The organism is Pseudomonas sp. ef1, assembly GCF_007293365.2.
Classification (GTDB): Bacteria; Pseudomonadota; Gammaproteobacteria; order Pseudomonadales; family Pseudomonadaceae; genus Aquipseudomonas; species Aquipseudomonas siliginis.
Genome location: NZ_CM129815.1, coordinates 3261958 through 3280143, shown reverse-complemented (window position 1 = coordinate 3280143; position 18186 = coordinate 3261958). Strand labels below are relative to the sequence as shown.

The following is an 18186-nucleotide window of genomic DNA, read 5'->3' as shown; positions in this document are numbered from 1 at the left end:
CCAGCGCCGCGCCTTAAGCTGCTGGCTGTTCGGCCATAACGATAATAAAACCGGAGACACCCATGCCCCGTTTCATCCTGAGCCCGCGTGGCCTGCTGACCTGCCTGATCACCACTTGCCTGAGCCAGCCGTTGCTCGCTGCTGACGGTCCGGTGGCGCCGAGCGTGCAAACCGCCGCAAGCAACGCTGCCGTACTGCAAACCCTGCCTTTCAGCGACCGCACCGATTTCGAATCCGTCAGCAAAGGCCTGATCGCACCGTTCAAGGGCCAGATCAAGGATGCCGCCGGCAAAGTCATCTGGAACGTCAATGCCTATGATTTCCTCGCCAAAGACAAGGCGCCGGAATCGGTCAATCCGAGCCTGTGGCGGCTGGCACAGCTCAATGCCCACGCCGGTCTGTTCGAGGTCAGCCCCAAGCTGTATCAGGTACGCGGTCTCGACCTCGCCAACATGACCATCATCGAAGGTGACGACGGGCTGATCATCATCGATCCGCTGACCATGGCCGAAACCGCCAGGACGGCGCTGGATCTGTACTACGCCAATCGCCCACGCAAACCGGTCGTCGCGGTGATCTACAGCCACACCCATGTCGATCATTTCGGCGGCGTGCGCGGGGTGATCGACGAGGCCGATGTCAAGTCCGGCAAGGTCAAGGTCTACGCGCCGGTCGGTTTCATGGAACACGTGATGAGCGAAAACGTCATGGCCGGCAACGCCATGAGTCGCCGCGCGCAGTACCAGTTCGGCAGCCTGTTGCCGCGCAGTGAAAACGGCCAGGTCGACGCTGGCCTCGGCAAGAGCGCGCCCAGCGGTGGCACGGTCACACTGATCGCGCCTACCGATCTGATTGCCGAGCCGTTGGAAACTCACACCATCGCTGGCCTGCAAGTCGAATTCCAGCTGACCCCGGGCACCGAAGCGCCAGCGGAAATGAACCTTTATCTACCGCAGCTGAAAGCCTTGTGCATGGCCGAAAACGCCACGCAGATGATGCACAACATCCTCACCCCGCGCGGTGCGCAGGTGCGTGACGCCAAAGCCTGGTCGCAATACCTCGATGACAGCCTGGCCCGCTACGGCGACAAGGCCGACGTGCTGTTCGCCCAACACAACTGGCCGACCTGGGGTGGTGAGCGCATTCGTACTTTGCTCGCCGATCAGCGTGACATGTACGCCTTCATCAACGACCGCACCGTGCACTTGCTCAACCAGGGCCTGACGCCGCTGGAAATTGCCGAAGCAATCAAGAAGCTCCCCGGCTCGCTCGATCAGAAGTGGTACACCCGTGGTTATTACGGCTCGCTGAGTTTCAATACGCGCGCGGTGTATCAGCGCTACATGGGTTTCTACGACGGCAACCCGGCCAACCTCAACCCGCTGCCCCCGGTCGATGCGGCTAAACGCTCGGTCGAGGCCATGGGCGGTGCCGCGTCGGTGCTGGAGAAAATGCGCAGTGCGATGGCCAGCGCTGACTATCGATGGGCCGCGCAGTTGGGCAACCAGTTGCTGTTCGCCGATCCGGACAACGCAGATGCCCGCAACGCTCAAGCCGAGACGCTGGAACAGTTGGGTTATCAAAGCGAGAACGCCACCTGGCGCAACATGTACCTGACCGGTGCGATGGAACTGCGCAACGGCGTACCACCGCAGTCTGCCAATACCGTATCGGTGGACATGGTCCGGGCGATGAGTCCGGAAATGTTCTTCGATTACCTCGCGGTACGCCTGGACAGCGACAAAGCCGTGGCCCATGACCTGACGCTGAACTGGACGTTCGACGATGTGCAAAGGGATTTCACCCTGACCCTGCGCAACGGCGTGCTGACTCACCGCGCCGGCTTGAATCCGGCGGCGGACGCGAGCGTCAGCCTGAGCCGCGATACGCTGGAGAAGATCAGCCTGAAGCAATTGGACTTCCCGACGGCGATGCAAAAAGGGCTGGTGAAGTTGCACGGCAATGGTCAGAAATTCGGATTATTGATGGGCAGCCTGGATACGTTCGGGCCGCAGTTCAATATCGTCACGCCTTAGGCCAGACGCCCCTCATGCCTGACCGGGATTCAATCTGAACTGCTTCGGCGTAATCCCGAACTGTTTGCGAAACGCGCGGATAAAGTTGCTCGGCTGGCGATAACCCAGCCGCTCAGCGATCCGCTCGATCGGTTGATCGCCCGCCGTCAGCCAGTGCCGCGCCATCGTCAGATTGTCCTCACGCGCAGGCGCGCAAGTTGCAGCGTGCCAGTGGCGCAGCATGCTCTGGTGCAGAAACGGGTTGGCGCCCAGCAAGGCCTGATCGAGCCTGGAGCGCGGCAAGGTCAGGCACAGATGCTCGCCCTGCTCCACCGCGATACCCACTCCACGCAGCCAGCCACCGGCCATTTGCGCGGGGCGCAGGCTGACACTCACAAACAAATCTCCAGGCGCCCCGCCGAGTCGACGGGCAATGTTGCGCACCAGCGTTATCGCCGCCGCATCCAGAGCGAAATGATGGAGCTGCCCCTGCAGCGAACGCAGGCGCAAACGAGCCACGTCGCCTGCCTCGACCAACTCCACCGCAACGTAATTGATCACCCTTGGCAAGCAGTCAATGAAGCACTTCAGACTGGCCCGCAGGGTCGCGGCCGAGTCGAGCAGAATATTCAGTCCTTGCAGGCAATCGGTCGCCATCCCGTCGGACAGTTCGCAGCCAAACGTCGGCGCTACCCCTGACCATTCACACTCACGCCACAACCGTTCAACCGCTTGTGCGGCGATCAATTGATGCTGTCCGGCGAGCACAGACGGGCAGATCCCGACGCGCGTCATCAAGCGTTGCGGGCACAGCCCGGACTGGCGAGCATGCGCGAGAATCGTGCGGGTGAACGCGCTGGAGGCGAACAGAGGCTGAGACATGAAGGCGGCCATCGAAGAACAGGCGTGTACTTATGCCAGCGGACGTGCTATCGATCCAATGCATTAAAAGTATTCGCAAAATGCAGGAGACGCATGATGGATCTTCGCCAGCTTCGCCACTTGGTCGCCCTCGCTGATTACCGCAACTTCGGGCGCGCCGCCGAGGCGATCAACCTCAGCCAACCGGCATTCAGCCGCAGCATCCAGACTCTGGAACGGGATCTCGGCTGCGAACTGGTCGAGCGCAGCAGCCGTGAGTTTCGCCTGACCGGGCAAGGCCAACTGGTGCTGCAACATGCGCGGCGCCTGCTCGCTGGCAGTCAGGCATTGCACAACGAATTGACTCAATACAACGGCCTCACCGGCGGCGAACTGCAATTCGGTTGCGGCCCGTATCCGGCGCAAGTGCTGGTGCCGGAAGCGCTGGCCGACTTCATTGATGCGCATCCGGCGATTCGCACGCGGTTTCATCAGGGCGACTGGCAGCAATTGACGCTGTGGTTGCGCGAGCAGCAGATCGAGTTTTTCGTCGCCGATGCGCGGCACTTCGTCAGCGATCCGCAGTATCAGGTGCACCTGCTGCGCACGCGGCCGGGACGGTTTTTCTGTCGCGCCGGCCATCCGCTCCTCGCGCAACGAGACCTGCGCTTGCGCGCCCTGCTCGATTACCCGATCGTCGGCACGCGCATTCCACCGATGATCCGCAAGGTACTCGCCGATATCCTCGGTGAGCAGGACTTCACCCCGAGCGTCGAGTGCGCACAATTTGACGCGATCCAGCGCGTAGTGCTGCGTTCAGACGCGGTGGGGCTCGCCACGCTTGAGGCCTTGCGTGAACAACTTGATCGAGGCCTGATCGAGCTGCTCGACTTTGTCGACGTCCCCCATGACGAGCCGGCGCTGCAACTGGGTTATGGCATCGTCAGCCGCGCCGGTTTTACCCTGACGCCAGCAGCGCGGGCGATGATCGAGGCGATCCTCAGCGTCGATCAGCGTTTGCTGGCGGCTAACGGAGCGACGGGAGACGCGCGCACAACATGAGCAAAATCGATCCGCAATCCGTCAACGCTTTTTACGCGCCGACCCTGCTGCCGGCCATTGAAGAATTGCTCGCGCGCGGCGTTACCCAAGGCGCAATCGAAGCGCAGCTGCGCCGCAGCCTGTTCGATCTGCGCACGCCGTTCACGCGCATGCCGCTGCTGATGTCGCGGCGCTTCTGGGCGTTTGCCGTGGAACAGAGCGGGGATCCACTGATCGGTCTGGCGGCGGGTGAACGTTTCGTTTCGACGGCCACCAACGGGCTGACCTATCTGTTCGATGTCGCGGTGTCGCTGGAACGTGCCTGTGCGTTTTTCGCTGAGTACTTTGCGTTTTTCAACGGACATTTCCGTGTGCAAATCCTGCGTGAAGATGACGGCGTAACGCTGCGTCTGGTCGACGCCGGCAGTCTTGGTGCTCCGGCGGCGCTGACCGATTACATCCTTGTCAGCCTGTGCAGCCTGGTACGACGCAAATTGCTCGCCAGCGGCGTGAATCGTGATCCGGTGCTGGGTGTGGCATTGGCATCGGCAAGCCGCGAGCAGCATCAATCGGCATTGCGCGCGCCGGTGAGCGCTGAGCAATCATGCGCGGCGATTTATCTGGATCCTCAGCTGTTCGTGATGCCGTTGACACCGGGCAATCCGGCATTGGAAACAACGCTTGTCGATCTGCTGGAACAGACCCGACGTCTCAGTGAATCGACCTTGCTCGGACAGCTCAGCGATTATCTGATCGAAGATCTGGCTTCAGCGGATTGGCAGCAGTTCTGTGCTACACAGCATGTGCTTGAGCGCACGGCGGCAAGGCGTTTGAAGGCGTTGGGCTGGACTTTCAGCGAACTGCTCGATGAGCATCGGCGCTATCGGGCCGAGGACCTGTTGCAGTCCGGGGCGCTGGAACTGGTCGAAGTGGCGGATCGCTTGGGTTACAGCGATGTGCAGGGATTCAACCGGGCTTTCGCGCGCTGGCTGGGCTGCGCGCCTGGGGAGTATCGGGCGCGGTGGCTGAAGCTTTGAATTGGCTGGTGTCAGTGCTGGCCCCATCGCTGGCAAGCCAGCTCCCACAGAGGCCAGTGCTGACACAGGATTTGTGAACAACCTCGAACCCTGTGGGAGCTGGCTTGCCAGCGAAGAGGCCCGCCCGAGCAATCCAAAACTCATTGCCCCGCAGCCACACTCGCCGGCGCCCGCTCAGGCGTAACAATGCTGCCCAGATCGATATGCTTCCACTCAGGCTTGGCCCCCAAGCGCGCATTGAAGCGGTAGTTGAAAGTGAACTCATCCGCCGTCGGCACGCTCAGCGGTTTGCCATATACCGCTTCAATCCCCGCAAGGTCATATCCCATCACCTGCAGCAGCGTCGGGAAGATGTTGTAGTGGCTGGAGCGGTCCTTGTTTGCCGGCAGATTCGCCGCCCAGTTCGGCGTCCTGAGGCCACTACCCTGAATCACCACCAGCGGCACCAGCCCCTCCTCTTCCACCGGGTCGCCGCCGCAATGGGTATTCAAGCCCGGATTGCCGCGCTCATGCAGATCCTGGCCATGATCGGAGGTGTAGATCAGCAGCGCATTGTCCAGATTGGCCTGGGCGAAAACCCGGGCGAAGAACTCGCCGACGTTCCACAACAGCGTGTTCTTGTAGGCGTTGCGATACAGCACCCAGTCATCCGGCTGGCCATTGAAACCGGGGCGTTCGCCAGTGTCGGCGACTTCGGTGAACTGCCCGCGGGGCAGCGTTGGCCGGTAGGCCATGAACGCGTCCGGGTACTTGTCATGCACCGGAAAATGCGCGCCGACCTTGTTGATCACGATCAGCTCGGGCCGATCGTCGTTGAGCAGTTCAATCAGCTTCGCCGCTGCCGCCATGTCGCGGTCGCGCACGCTGGTCTGGTCGAATTGCACGAAACTGTCGATGTCGTTTTTCTCAGCGGCGGTCATCAGGTTCTGCAGGTTGCCGGCGGTGCGCTGGGCGTCGATGTAGACCGTACCGAGCCCGGCCTTTTTCGCGTACTGCCAGATCGACGGCAACGTGCTGTTGATGCGCCTGTAATCGGCGCGGGTGCCGCCGTAGCGCAAGGTGACGTTGGTGTCGGCGCTGCAGTTGGCAATGGACGCGGCATAACCGAAGTTGAAGACATCGACCCCGGCCGGCGCTTGCTTGAGGTTGCTGTGCACGCCGAACGGCGCGTTGATGTCGAGGTAATTGCCGGAAATGCTTTCGTCGATGATCAGCACGATATCGTGGCCGACGGCAGGCGTGGCGCGCGCAAGCGTCACCGATTCACGCGGGCCGACGGTGTCATGCAACGCTTCGTAGGCAAACAGGTTGAGGTAGGCCAGCGGCGTGTACATGATCGGCAGACCACGTGCGCCCTCACCCGCACGTAAAAACAGCAAAGCGCTGAGCATGAACACGCCGATGACCGGAGCCGCTACTCGCAACGTGTTGGGTATGAACAGCGCATGACGCGGCTTGAGTCCGATGCCGAATAACAGCAGCAAGCCACTGAGCAGCGCGCGCAGGATCGCATCGCGATACTGATAGGCCGCTTCCTGAATGAAGCCGCCGGAGTACACCAGCGAGACAAAATCGCTGTACCTCAGGTAATCCGCCGTGACCCGGGTATAGACATCGAAAAAAACCGCTGCGGCAAACATCGTTAATGCGAATGCATGTCGAACGAGAGCCTGACGTATATAGGCAGTTAGATATAACGCGAAAGTAAGCGCCAAAAACATCGCGCCAAAAACAAGTGCATTTAAACCCCACCCGATAGCATTTAACCGGTCCAGATAATAGCCGGAAAAGAGCAATAAGTAGGCAACTAAAAGCAGTTCCTTGGCGTATTTGAACATGGCGATACCGGCCGTCCGAAATGGGAGGTTGTCAAAGCTTTGTCGGTCAGAACCTGACACTAGCACCCGGCCATCAAAGCGCAAGAAATGACTGATAGGCGGGGAAAGCGTCAAAAAAACGGTGACTCAAATCTGACACACCTGTAGCGGTGAAATCCTTTAATTTCGGGGACTTAGACCGTCTGTCGGTTAAATAAAATCTGAACAAATCTGCAAGAAAACAACAAATTCAATGGCAGCAATGACTTGATGGCCAATCGCCAAAAACGCCTCAAGTGTTATACCCGTGCAACATGTCATTTTGCTGACACGCTTTCCAAACCCTGCGCTATACCCCTTTAACAATCTCATCCGTAATTAACTTTTCTGGTTTTATTGAGGTGCGCAGATGGACGTGAGCGTATTTGGCACTGGCTATGTCGGACTTATACAAGCCGCTGCACTTGCCGATGTCGGCCATCGGGTTTTATGCATTGATATTGATCCGAACAAGATCAAACAACTGCAACAAGCGGTGCCGCCCATCAGTGAACCAGGCCTGTCCGCAACACTTGAAGAAAACATCAAGGCCGGGCGCTTGTTGTTCAGCACTCAGGCCAGTGATGCGGTGACTCACGCCGAGCTGATTTTCATCGCCGTCGGCACCCCGGCGGACGAAGACGGCTCAGCCGACCTCAGCCATGTGCTCAACGTCGCCCGCCAGATCGCCGGTCTGATGGAGGCCAATCGTACGCTGATCATCAAATCCACGGTGCCGGTCGGGACTGCCGACCAGGTTCTGGCCACGGCCACCAGCGAATTGCTGTTGCGCGGCAAAACCGAGCTGCAGGTGCGCGTGGTTTCCAACCCGGAATTTCTCAAGGAAGGCAGTGCCCTCGCCGACTGCATGCGCCCGGACCGGATCATCATCGGCACCCGCGACGACGCTGCCCGCGAGCAGATGAGCGAGCTGTACGCGCCGTTCTGCCGCAATCACGAAAAACTGATGTTCATGGACAACCGCAGCGCCGAGCTGACCAAGTACGCGGCCAACGCGATGCTCGCCACCCGCATCAGTTTCATGAACGAACTGGCCAATCTCACCGAACTGCTCGGCGCCGACATCGAAGCGGTGCGCAAAGGCATCGGCTCCGACCCGCGCATCGGCTACCACTTCATTTATCCGGGCTGCGGCTTCGGTGGCTCGTGCTTTCCCAAGGATCTGCGTGCCCTGCTGCACACCGCCGAACACAACGGCATGCCGTTGAAACTGCTGCGCAGCGTCACCGACGTCAATGACAGCCAACGGCACATCCTGTTCAGCAAATTGCGCGCGCAGTTTCCGCAAGGCCTGGCCGGCAAATCCATCGCCGTCTGGGGCCTGGCGTTCAAACCGAACACCGACGACATGCGCGAAGCCCCCAGCCGTTACCTGATGGACGCGTTGTGGGCCGAAGGCGCCAGCGTGCAGGCTTATGATCCGGAAGCCATGTCCGAGTGCCGGCGCATCTACGGTTATCGCAACGACCTGCACCTGTGCGCGACCCGCGACGACACTCTCGAAGACGCCGACGCGCTGGTGATCTGCACCGAGTGGAAAAACTTCCGCGTGGTCGATTTCGAACTGCTCGCCGAGAAGCTGCGTTCGAAAGTGATCATTGACGGGCGCAACCTGTACAACCCAGAACAGGTTGCCGCCGCCGGCCTGCATTACAGCGGCATCGGCCTGCGCCACATCGCCCCTGAAGGGCTGCGGCCATGAAGATTCTGGTGACCGGTGCCGCCGGTTTCATTGGTGCCCATTGCGTCCTGCGCTTGCTGCGCGACGGGCATTCGGTGGTCGGCCTGGACAATTTCAACCACTACTACGACCCGCAGCTCAAGCACGACCGCGTGCAGTGGGTGCGCGAGCAGGTCGGCGATTTTCCGCTGGCCACGGTGGATCTGGCCCACGCTTCAGCGATCGATGCGCTGTTTGCCCGCGAGCAGCCACAAGTGGTGATCCATCTGGCTGCGCAGGCCGGGGTGCGTTATTCGCTGGACAATCCACGGGCGTATCTGGACAGCAACCTAAACGGTTTCCTGAACATTCTCGAAAGCTGCCGCCACCACCCGGTCGAACACCTGATCTACGCCTCGTCGAGTTCGGTGTACGGCGCCAATCAACACACGCCTTACTCGGTCAAGGATGGCGTCAACCATCCGCTGTCGCTGTACGCCGCGACCAAAAAAGCCAACGAGCTGATGGCGCACAGCTACAGCCATCTGTTCGGCATTCCCTGCACCGGCCTGCGCTTTTTCACCGTGTACGGGCCTTGGGGTCGGCCGGACATGTCGCCGATCCAGTTCGCCCGGGCGATCAGCGAGGGCGAGCCGCTGAAGCTGTTCAATTACGGCGAGCACCAGCGCGATTTCACCTACATCGACGACATCATCGAAAGCATCGCACGCCTCATCGATCAGCCACCGCAAGCCAATCCGCAGTGGGATCGCGAGCAGCCCGACCCGGCCAGCAGCATGGCGCCGTGGCGTCTGTTCAACATTGGCGGGCAGCAGCCGGTTGCACTGAAAACCTACCTCGCGCTGATGGAAAAACATCTCGATCGGCAAGCCATTGTCGAGCTGCTGCCGCTGCAACCGGGCGACGTGCTCAACACCTGCGCCGAGGCCAGCGATCTGGCCCAGGCCACCGGATTCCAGCCCCGGATAGAACTGGATGAAGGACTGGGCCGCTTCATCGCCTGGTTCCGCGACTACTACCCCACTGCCCGTGCGCCGCTTGCGGCTGATTGAATGCGGAGGACGCCATGACTGGACATGAAAGAAGTGTGTCGATTGCACAGATGCGCCCTGACAAGCGCGTCGACCCGGAACATCGCATGCGCCTCGACGCGGCGATCCACCGTCAGGGTCGCGGCTGGCTCAGCGGCCGCGATGGTGGCCGCCCATGGCAGCTGTCGCGGACCAACCGGGTGGTCGCCTGCCTCGGCGCGCTGACGATTCTCGTGCTGATCTCGCCAGTGCTGCTGGGCCTGGCCCTGGCCATCAAGCTCACCAGCCCGGGGCCGGTGCTGTTCGTGCAGAAACGCACCGGTTATCGCGGGCGCAAGTTCGGCATGTTCAAGTTCCGCACCATGGTCAGCAACGCCGAAGACCTCAAAGAGTCGCTGCGCCACCTGAACAAACACGGGGCCGACGCCATCGACTTCAAGATCGACAAGGATCCGCGCGTCACCGGCATCGGCAGTTTTCTGCGGCGCACCAGCCTCGACGAACTGCCCAATCTGATCAACGTAGTGACCGGCGACATGCGCCTGGTCGGCCCTCGCCCGACCTCGTTCAACGCTTACCGCTACAAGGACAATCACCTCGCGCGTCTGGCGATCTACCCCGGCATGACCGGTCTGTGGCAGATCTCCGGACGCAGCAACATCGACTTCGACCAGCGCGTTGAGTTGGACCTCAGCTACATCGCCGAGCAGAGCCTTCTGCTTGATCTGAAGATTCTGTTGAAAACCCCCTTCAAAGTATTCAGCGGCCACGGAGCAAGCTAATGGACGGTTCAACCAATAAAAGCCTGAGCATCGCCAGCCCCAGCGAATCGAATCTGACTTCGACCGTGCTGGATCTCGATCTGCGCATTCTGTTCCTGACCGCCGCCAACCCCGGCGCCGGCACCACCACCAGCGCTCTGGCACTGGCCAGTCAGCTGGCGCAGATGAGCAGCGGCCAGGTGCTGCTGGTCGACGCCAGCCAGTCGGCGAACAACCTCACCCAGCAGATGAACCTCGGCAAGGAGCGCGGCCTGCGCGACCTGCTGTTCAACCCGGGCAACCCGCCGCTGTTGCAGGACTGCGTGGTGCAGGTCTCGAGCCTGCCCTTCCATGTGCTGCCCAACGGCCGGCCGATCCGCACGCTGGAACACCTGACCGCCGAGCGCCTGAGCCCGTTGCTCGACCAGTTGGGCAGCCAGTACCGCTTTGTGGTGATCGACGGCGACGCGGTGTATTCCGCCGCCGACACCCTGGTCATCAGTACTCAGGTCGACGGTGTGGTGTTTGTCGTGCGCGCCGAAGACACCCGCTGGGAAGTCGCCCAGGCCGCTGTGCAACGCCTGACTCAGGCCGGGGCGAAAGTGGTCGGCAGCGTGTTCAACCGGCGCAAGTACTACATGCCCAAATGGCTTTACAAAAACCTGTAAGCGAACGCAAAGGATGACGCCATGAACGCCAGAATGCTTGTCCTGCTGTTGCTGCCGCTTGCGGGCTGCTCCAGCACTTCCGACACCCAGAACATGCCGGTGAATATTCTCACCGCCTCCCCGGCCAACGCCCAGGCGACCGATATGCCGAAGATCGAGCAGACCCTGCGCCCGCAGGATGTGCTGGACGTGATCTTCCATATCAGCACCAGCGGCTCGGACGCTTACCGCGTGCAATCGGGCGACCAGATCGGCCTGAATTTCACCGCCGCCAGCCAGCTCAACGGCAATCAACTGGTGCTGCCCGACGGCACCATCGAACTGCCGGGCGCCAACACCTCGGTGAAAATCGCCGGGCTGACCAGCGAAGAAGCGCGCCAGGAAATCCAGCGCGTGTATCAGCGCAAACAGCTGTTCCAGCCCAACCGCAACCAGCTCACCGTGCAGATCATCAGCCCGCTGAGCAACGAGCAGAACCTGAAAAGCGCCCTCAATCACCCGGCCACCGGCATGAGCCGCGAGATCACCGTCGGCACTGACGGCTACGCGAGTTTTCCGGAAATCGGCGCCGTACCGCTGCAAGGCATGACCGTCAATCAACTGGAAACCTTCCTCAACAAAAAGTACGCGCAACTGCCGGGCCGCATGACCGTGGACGTGTTGCTCAAGTCAACCGCCGGCAACGAGATCTACGTGCTGGGTGAAGTCGCACAACCGGGCTCGTATCCGATCCGCCGGCCGGTGTCGGTGCTCGAGGCGCTGACCCTGGCGCGCGGTACCAACGTCAAGGCGCGGCTGGATTCGGTGGTGATCATGCGGCGCAACGGCAATCAGGTGAAAGCCGTGCGCTACGACGTCGAAAAAGCGCTGTCCGGCGACGCCCCGCAAATCGCCTACCTGCAACCGGACGACATGCTCTACGTGCCAAAAACCAAACTGGCCAGCGCCGGCGAACTCGCCCGCCAACTGGCTGATGTGGTGCTGTTCCAGGGCGTCGGTTTCAGCTTCGGCTACCGCGTCGACAACAAAGACAGTGACAACTAACTCACAGGTGACCGACATGAACCCCAAGGAAAACTACCTGCATGAGTTCTTCAGGATTTTCTTCGCCAACAAGCAACTGGTGAAGCGCGTCTTCCTGACCTTTGCAGTCATCGCCCTGCTCCTGCCGTTGCTGCTCAAACAGAGCTTCGATATCACCGCGCAGGTCATCGTGCAGTCGAAAAAACTCTCTCAGGGCGACGCCACCACGTCGCTCACGGTGGACAACGCCACCTTCATTCCACCGTCACTGGCGGACATGGAAACCGAGAGCAACATCCTCCGCTCGCCAGCGCTGATCCGTCAGACCATCAGCGAACTGCGCGACAACGGTGAATACAGCCCGCCACCCGGGGTGTTCGCCAAGTTGCTTGGCGAACCGTTCAAGCGCTACGTCTCGACACCGCTGCGCGAGTACGTGATCAACCCACTGCGCAACGGGCTCGGCATGGAAACCGATCCGGTGCGTGACACCACCCTCGACGCCCTGACCCAGCAAGCCGTCGACAGCCTGAAAATCGAAACCCTGCCCGGTTCCAACGTGATCTCGATCACCTACAGCTTCCCGGATCCGCAGCAAGGCACGACGTTTGTCAGCGCCCTGCTGCAGAACTATCTGGTCAGCCGTCAGGCCCTGCAATCGATCGACTTGCCGCAGTCGTTCTACGAGACCAAAAAGCACCAGTATCAAGTGCGTCTCGATGGCCTGGAAGGTAATCGTCAAGCACTGCTGGAAAATGTCGGCGCAGCGGATCCGAAGGAGGAAATCACCTTCCGCCTCAACGCCATCAACACTGAAGAACAGGCGCTGAACCTGTATCAGGACCGCCTGCTGCAAAGCCAGCGCTGGCTGGAATATCTGAAAACCGCGCTCGCCGCCGCCAGCAGTAGCAAGCTCAACGACTACACCTTCCCCTACACCTTCACCACCACCGTTGACAACGTGGCGTTCGAGGACCGGGAAATCAAACAGATGGGCGAGCAACTGACCAGCCAGGTCAGCCGCTACATGAACGATCTGGCGGTTTTCCAGCCCGGCAGCGAACCGATGCTGTTGACCCGCGAGCAGATCGCCCGCACCCGTCAGCAGTTTCTCAAAGTGGTGAGCAACCGCATCCAGGAACGCACCGCCGATCTGGCCGTGGTCAAGCAGGTGATCGAGCAGAAAACCGCGCGCATCGCCGAGTTCAAGAACCGCATCCGCGACCTGCAGCAGACCCAGAGCAAACTGCGCCAGATGGACACCGAGATCGATGCGCTGCACGCAGCGTTCTCGACCTATGCCCAGCGTTTTGCCGAAAGCAGCACCACGCGCTCGCTCAACGATGACCTGTCCAACGCCCGGGTACTCAGCCCGCCGTTCGAACCGACCGAGGCAGCGTTCCCGAAACCGCTGCTGATCATCCCGTTCGGGCTGTTCACCGGTCTGCTGCTGGCAATCGCGTTCGTCTACGTGCGTGAGTTCTTCGATCACCGCTTCAAGCATCCGGCGCAAATCAGCCATGAGCTGGGCCTGCCGGTGCTGTTGGTGCTCAACGAAGAAACGTCGCAGCCGGGCAATCCGCACAAGAACTGGACCATGCCGAGCCTGGTTCACTGGGTGCGCAATTGAACGCGGTGTCCACCCCAATCGTCGCCCTGCCGATCATTCATTTGCTCAGCAGCGGCGGCTTCTACGGGGCCGAGCGGATGTTGCTGGATCATTGCCTGGCCACGCCGGGGCAGCATCAGGTGCTGTTCCTCGACGCACCGCCTGAGCTGATCTCGCGCTTTCGCGAGGCTGGGGTGGACGCTCGCGCTTGTTCAGGGCCGGGCGAGCTGTTGCGGCACTTGCGTCAGCGCCGTGGCGACAAACCGTTGCTCAACACTCACAACTTCAAAGGGCTGTTGTTCGGCTGGGTCGGCGCCACGCTGTTGCGCCTGCCGCTGGTGATCACCCAGCACGGGTTCACGCCGCGCAGTCGCAAGCAGAAGTTCTACACCTGGCTAAGCCTGCAACTGTGCCGCACGGCGTCGGTGAAACGGGTGGTCTGCGTGGCGGAAAGTATCGCCGTGCTGCACCGTCAGGCCAACGTCCGGACGGAGAAGTTGCAGGTGATTCCCAATGGTTTGCCAGCGGCGCCAGCGATGCCGTCGCTGGCAGAGCGGCAACGCTGGCTGGCCGGTTACGTCGGGCGGTTGAGCAGCGAGAAAGGCCCGGACCTGTTCCTCGATGCGCTGATCGCATTGTGTCACCAGCATCCGCAACTGGACGCGGTGATGCTCGGTGACGGACCGGAACGCGAGCCCTTGCAGGCGCGCATCGATGCTGCCGGGTTGCAGCAGCGGATTCGCCTACCGGGCTACCAGACGGCGATGCAAGGCTGGTGGCAACAACTCGATGCGCTGGTGATCAGCTCGCGCACCGAGGGCACGCCAATGATTCTGCTCGAAGCGATGCAGGCCGGGGTGCCAGTGGTGGCGTTCGCGGTCGGCGGTATTCCGGATGTCTTGCAGGATCGTCACAACGGCCTGCTCGCGGCGCCGACGGATACCGCCGCCCTCGCCCGCCAGCTCGACACCTTGCTGGCCGAACCGAAGCTGGCCGCGCAGTTGCGCGACAACGCCAGACGCACCCAACAGGAACGCTACGACCTCAAGGCTTTGGCCGAACGCTGGTCGCAGCTGTACATCCACACGGCACGGGAGACACGCGCATGATTTTCCCGCTCTCGATCGTCAGTCTGTTCGCCCTGGTCAGCCTCGGTCTGCTGGCCAGTCCCTGGCCGTATCTGGCGCCGGGGGCGGTGATTGGCCTGGTCGGTTTCACCGTCCTGTACCGCAAGCCGACCTGGGGCCTGCTCGGCATTGCTGCGCTGGTGCCGTTCGAAGGGTTCTTCAAAGACAGTTCAGTGTCGGGAAGCAAGTTGCTCGGCGCCTCGCTGGCGGTGATCGTGATGCTGCAACTGGCGCTGCACCAGATTCCGTCGCAACGCCTGCGCAGCAACCTGTGGCACTGCCTGATCGGCTTCATGGTTCTGTATTTTCTCAGCCTGCTCAATACCGATGACATGGGCATGTCGCTGGGGCATCTGCGCGAACTCAGCGTTGGTCTGGTGCTGTTTGTCATTACCTTGTTGATCGGCCGCGAACTGAACCTTGACCTGTTCGCCCGGCTGGTGACCCTCGCCGTCACCGCGACCTGCGCCATGGCGATGTTCTCGGCGAAATTTCAGGATCAGGGCCGCGCCGCCGGCCTGCTCGAAGACCCCAACGCCTTTGCCATGCTCATCGCTTTCGCCATTCCTCTGGCCCTGCTGCTGGTGATCCGCAGCCCGAACCTGCTGCACCGCTTGTTCTGGGGCGCCTGCTGCCTGCTGTTGCTCGGTGGCATGACCAAGACAGAATCGCGTTCCGGCCTGGTGGTATTGGCGTTGAGCCTGCTCATCGGCATTTGGCACTACCGCGCGCAACTGACCCACATCCGCCCACGGCATCTGGGTTTCGTCATGCTCGGTGCGGCCATCGTGATTCCGCTGGCGATCTACGCCATGCCGGCCGGTTACATGGCGCGGATCCAGTCATTGAGCATCCTCAGCGCCGGCTCCAAGGCGCAGGACGAATCCCTCGGCCGCCGTGCTTCCTACATCGTCGTCGGCAGCCAGATGATCCGCGAGCACCCGGTGCTCGGCTCCGGCCCCGGGACCTTCCCGTTGCATTACGCGACCACCGGTTACGCCAAGGCGTTTTCCGCCAACCGCAAGATCGGCGATCTGTACCGCCGCGCTCACAACACCTATCTGGAAATCTTCAGCGAACTGGGCGTGCCCGCCGGGCTGTTCTTCGTCGGCATGCTCGGGCTCGGTCTGTACAACCTGATTCGCGCGCGGGCGGCGTGGATGCTGCGCGGTGATGGACATCGGGCGGACATGATGACCCACATGGGGGTGAGCTTTCTGTCGCTGACCCTGTTCCTGATGTTCCTCAGCGCGCCGAACCAGAAATACGTGTGGATCATGCTGGCGCTGACCAGCGTCCTGCGCATCAAGGCCGAGCAGGCGCCACTGACCCCGGAGACGCAGGCATGAAGCGGATCAGCATCGTCATCCCGATGTACAACGAGGCGCGGCACATTGGCCGTACCCTGCTCGCCGCGCAGAAAGCCGCACACGCGGCCAATGTCGAGTGCGAGCTGATCGTGGTCGACAACGGCTCGACCGATCAGGGTCCGCAGATTGCCCGGCAGTTCGGCGCAACCGTGCTGAGCTTGCCGGGGCTGTTGATCGGCGCGCTGCGTAATCGCGGCACGGCGATCGCCAGCGGGGAATGGCTGGCTTTCATCGACGCCGACGTGGAAATGCCTGAAACCTGGTTGCAGCCCTTGTTCGACATCCAAGCCAGTGGCCAAGCCGATGTGTTCGGCCTGGATCTGCATACGCCGGCCGAGGCGCCATGGTTCGCCACGGCCTGGCAGCGGCGCACTTCGCAGCCGTCGCACCGGGTCAGTCATAGCGTTGACTGGCTGCCCAGTTCCAACCTGCTGATGCGTCGCGAATGGTTCGACAAGGTCGGCGGTTTCAACGAGGCCCTGCGCACTGGCGAAGACAAGGAATTCACACTGCGCCTGCACGAACAGGGCGCGCGTCTGCTGTCGGTCAATGACAAGGTCGCGCTGCACTGGGGTTACGAGATGAACTGGCGCGAATGGATGGGCAAGGAAATGTGGCGTCAGGGCAGCCATCTGCAACTGCTGCGCACCCATGGCATGAGCCTGCGCCTGCTGCGCTTTCCAATATTGTCGTTGTTGGTGTGGATCCTCGATTTCCTGGCGATTTCCGCACTGCTCGACGGTTTTCCGCACCACGCAGCGCTAATGGTGACGCTGACCCTGATGCCGGGGCTGGTACTGAGCGTTCGCCAGAGTCTCAAGCACCGTGATCCGCTCCTGACCCTGCAACTGTGGGGCCTGCACTGGCTGCGCCTGCACCTGGCCGGCGCGGCGTTCATTTTGAGTCTGTGTCAATGGAACGCAAGGAGGCCTGCCCGTGGCTGAGTTCATTTTCTGGATGTGCCTGTTGCTGCCGGTCTACGCCTACGTCGGCTACCCGCTGTTGCTGACGATCCTCGCGCCGCTGTTTCCAGCGTGGCGACACACGCCGGCGCCGCCGCTGAACGTCAGCATCGTCATCGCCGCGCACAACGAGGCGCGGCATATCGAGCACAAGTTGCGCACGCTGCTGGCCCAGGATTATCAACCGGCAACGCTGCAGATCATTCTCGCCAGCGACGGCTCTACCGATGACACCGTGGCCTGCGCGCACAAAGTGATTGATCCGCGCATCACCGTGCTTGACCTGCCGCGTCAGGGCAAAGCCGCCACGCTGAATGCCGGCGCGGCCCTGAGCAGCGGCGACATTCTGGTGTTCACCGATGCCGACAACCAATGGTCACGCGACACCCTCGGTCACTTGCTCGCGCCGCTGAGCGATCCACAGGTCGGCGCTTGCGCCGGGCACATGGTGATCCCGGTTACTGGTGGCGGCCTGAGCATCGGCGACAGCCTGTACCGGCATTACGAAGGCTGGTTGCGCCGGGTCGAAAACCGCACCGGCTGCATGGTCTCGGCCGACGGCGCCCTGCTCGCCCTGCGCCGCGAGTTGTTCCAGAACGTACCGGCCGAAGTCAACGACGACTTCTTTATCAGCACCTGCGCGCCGGTAGCCGGCAAGCGCATCGTCTACGTGCCCGAAGCGCAAGTGATCGACCATGGCGTCGACGAGGCGGACAAACAGTTTCGCCGCCGTCAGCGCGTCACCGTCGGCGGCCTGCAAAGCCTGGCCCAGCGCCGCGAACTGCTCAACCCGCTCAAGCATGGCCTGTATTCCCTGGCGTTGATCAGCCACAAATTGATCCGCCGCCTGGCGCCGGTACTCCTGCTGCCATTGCTGCTGAGCAATTGCTGGCTGTGGGACGAGCACGCTTTCTATCGCCTGAGCCTGATCGCGCAACTGTTCGGCTACAGCGTGGCAATTGCCGGGCTGCTGGATGCGCAACACCGCTTGCCGAAACCGTTCCGCCTCGCCGCGTTTCTGCTGGTCACCCTCGCCGGGATGAGTCTCGGCCTGTGGCAGTTCCTGCGCGGTCAGCGGTATGCCCAGTGGAATCCGGAACAGAACCGTTAAGAGGACCGAAGC

Annotated in this window: 15 protein-coding genes; 13 read left to right on the top strand and 2 right to left on the bottom strand. The window is 61.5% G+C overall.

What is annotated here, in order from left to right:
• Positions 1-62: 62 nt before the first annotated feature.
• Positions 63-2036: an alkyl/aryl-sulfatase gene (locus tag FEE99_RS14845; RefSeq protein WP_041478606.1), complete on the top strand. Its 1974-nt coding sequence runs from the start codon at positions 63-65 to the stop codon at positions 2034-2036.
• Between the two features lie 12 nt (positions 2037-2048).
• Here FEE99_RS14845 and FEE99_RS14840 read toward each other — a convergent pair whose 3' ends face one another.
• The gene (locus FEE99_RS14840; protein ID WP_041478653.1) at positions 2049-2897 is read right to left on the bottom strand and encodes a helix-turn-helix domain-containing protein; all 849 of its coding nucleotides are present in this window, start codon (positions 2895-2897) and stop codon (positions 2049-2051) included.
• Positions 2898-2993: 96 nt separating this feature from the next.
• Here FEE99_RS14840 and FEE99_RS14835 point away from each other — a divergent pair, with 96 nt between their 5' ends.
• Together FEE99_RS14835 and FEE99_RS14830 are read left to right on the top strand one after the other, a co-directional pair.
• A complete protein-coding gene (locus FEE99_RS14835; protein ID WP_041478605.1) occupies positions 2994-3938 on the top strand; it encodes a LysR family transcriptional regulator in 945 nt (314 codons plus the stop codon).
• Complete coding sequence (locus tag FEE99_RS14830; protein ID WP_041478604.1) at positions 3935-4954, top strand: AraC family transcriptional regulator; 1020 nt, start codon at positions 3935-3937, stop codon at positions 4952-4954. The genes FEE99_RS14835 and FEE99_RS14830 overlap by 4 nt, the downstream gene beginning before the upstream one ends.
• A 140-nt stretch (positions 4955-5094) precedes the next feature.
• Here FEE99_RS14830 and FEE99_RS14825 read toward each other — a convergent pair whose 3' ends face one another.
• Complete coding sequence (locus FEE99_RS14825; RefSeq protein ID WP_041478603.1) at positions 5095-6792, bottom strand: sulfatase-like hydrolase/transferase; 1698 nt, start codon at positions 6790-6792, stop codon at positions 5095-5097.
• A gap of 388 nt (positions 6793-7180) precedes the next feature.
• On the opposite strand from FEE99_RS14825, the gene FEE99_RS14820 reads away from it, so the two are divergent.
• Genes FEE99_RS14820 through FEE99_RS14775 form a run of 10 tightly spaced genes read left to right on the top strand, consistent with a single transcriptional unit; the run spans position 7181 to position 18174 of the window.
• The gene (locus FEE99_RS14820; protein WP_041478602.1) at positions 7181-8533 is read left to right on the top strand and encodes a UDP-glucose dehydrogenase family protein; all 1353 of its coding nucleotides are present in this window, start codon (positions 7181-7183) and stop codon (positions 8531-8533) included.
• Positions 8530-9564, top strand: a complete 1035-nt coding sequence (locus FEE99_RS14815; RefSeq protein WP_041478601.1) for an NAD-dependent epimerase — start codon at positions 8530-8532, stop codon at positions 9562-9564. Before FEE99_RS14820 ends, FEE99_RS14815 begins: the two co-directional genes overlap by 4 nt.
• A 14-nt stretch (positions 9565-9578) precedes the next feature.
• Complete coding sequence (locus FEE99_RS14810) at positions 9579-10325, top strand: sugar transferase (protein WP_041478600.1); 747 nt, start codon at positions 9579-9581, stop codon at positions 10323-10325.
• A complete protein-coding gene (locus FEE99_RS14805; protein ID WP_024012451.1) occupies positions 10325-10972 on the top strand; it encodes a CpsD/CapB family tyrosine-protein kinase in 648 nt (215 codons plus the stop codon). Before FEE99_RS14810 ends, FEE99_RS14805 begins: the two co-directional genes overlap by 1 nt.
• A gap of 21 nt (positions 10973-10993) precedes the next feature.
• Complete coding sequence (locus FEE99_RS14800; protein ID WP_041478599.1) at positions 10994-12016, top strand: polysaccharide biosynthesis/export family protein; 1023 nt, start codon at positions 10994-10996, stop codon at positions 12014-12016.
• A 16-nt stretch (positions 12017-12032) separates the two neighbouring features.
• A complete protein-coding gene (locus FEE99_RS14795) occupies positions 12033-13625 on the top strand; it encodes a GumC family protein (protein WP_041478598.1) in 1593 nt (530 codons plus the stop codon).
• Positions 13622-14713: a glycosyltransferase family 4 protein gene (locus FEE99_RS14790; protein ID WP_041478597.1), complete on the top strand. Its 1092-nt coding sequence runs from the start codon at positions 13622-13624 to the stop codon at positions 14711-14713. The genes FEE99_RS14795 and FEE99_RS14790 overlap by 4 nt, the downstream gene beginning before the upstream one ends.
• Positions 14710-16080 (top strand): O-antigen ligase family protein, encoded by a 1371-nt coding sequence (locus FEE99_RS14785; protein WP_041478596.1) that lies wholly within the window; start codon positions 14710-14712, stop codon positions 16078-16080. Before FEE99_RS14790 ends, FEE99_RS14785 begins: the two co-directional genes overlap by 4 nt.
• Positions 16077-17045: a glycosyltransferase gene (locus FEE99_RS14780; protein ID WP_041478595.1), complete on the top strand. Its 969-nt coding sequence runs from the start codon at positions 16077-16079 to the stop codon at positions 17043-17045. The genes FEE99_RS14785 and FEE99_RS14780 overlap by 4 nt, the downstream gene beginning before the upstream one ends.
• The gene (locus tag FEE99_RS14775; protein WP_041478594.1) at positions 17038-18174 is read left to right on the top strand and encodes a glycosyltransferase family 2 protein; all 1137 of its coding nucleotides are present in this window, start codon (positions 17038-17040) and stop codon (positions 18172-18174) included. The genes FEE99_RS14780 and FEE99_RS14775 overlap by 8 nt, the downstream gene beginning before the upstream one ends.
• The last annotated feature ends 12 nt before the right edge of the window (positions 18175-18186 follow it).

Excerpts from the sequence above, each read along its gene's own strand:
- FEE99_RS14845 (WP_041478606.1), top strand. The coding sequence starts at position 63 with ATGCCCCGTTTCATCCTGAGCCCGCGTGGCCTGCTGACCTGCCTGATC.
- FEE99_RS14840 (WP_041478653.1), bottom strand. The coding sequence starts at position 2,897 with ATGTCTCAGCCTCTGTTCGCCTCCAGCGCGTTCACCCGCACGATTCTC.
- FEE99_RS14835 (WP_041478605.1), top strand. The coding sequence starts at position 2,994 with ATGGATCTTCGCCAGCTTCGCCACTTGGTCGCCCTCGCTGATTACCGC.
- FEE99_RS14830 (WP_041478604.1), top strand. The coding sequence starts at position 3,935 with ATGAGCAAAATCGATCCGCAATCCGTCAACGCTTTTTACGCGCCGACC.
- FEE99_RS14825 (WP_041478603.1), bottom strand. The coding sequence starts at position 6,792 with ATGTTCAAATACGCCAAGGAACTGCTTTTAGTTGCCTACTTATTGCTC.
- FEE99_RS14820 (WP_041478602.1), top strand. The coding sequence starts at position 7,181 with ATGGACGTGAGCGTATTTGGCACTGGCTATGTCGGACTTATACAAGCC.
- FEE99_RS14815 (WP_041478601.1), top strand. The coding sequence starts at position 8,530 with ATGAAGATTCTGGTGACCGGTGCCGCCGGTTTCATTGGTGCCCATTGC.
- FEE99_RS14810 (WP_041478600.1), top strand. The coding sequence starts at position 9,579 with ATGACTGGACATGAAAGAAGTGTGTCGATTGCACAGATGCGCCCTGAC.
- FEE99_RS14805 (WP_024012451.1), top strand. The coding sequence starts at position 10,325 with ATGGACGGTTCAACCAATAAAAGCCTGAGCATCGCCAGCCCCAGCGAA.
- FEE99_RS14800 (WP_041478599.1), top strand. The coding sequence starts at position 10,994 with ATGAACGCCAGAATGCTTGTCCTGCTGTTGCTGCCGCTTGCGGGCTGC.
- FEE99_RS14795 (WP_041478598.1), top strand. The coding sequence starts at position 12,033 with ATGAACCCCAAGGAAAACTACCTGCATGAGTTCTTCAGGATTTTCTTC.
- FEE99_RS14785 (WP_041478596.1), top strand. The coding sequence starts at position 14,710 with ATGATTTTCCCGCTCTCGATCGTCAGTCTGTTCGCCCTGGTCAGCCTC.
- FEE99_RS14780 (WP_041478595.1), top strand. The coding sequence starts at position 16,077 with ATGAAGCGGATCAGCATCGTCATCCCGATGTACAACGAGGCGCGGCAC.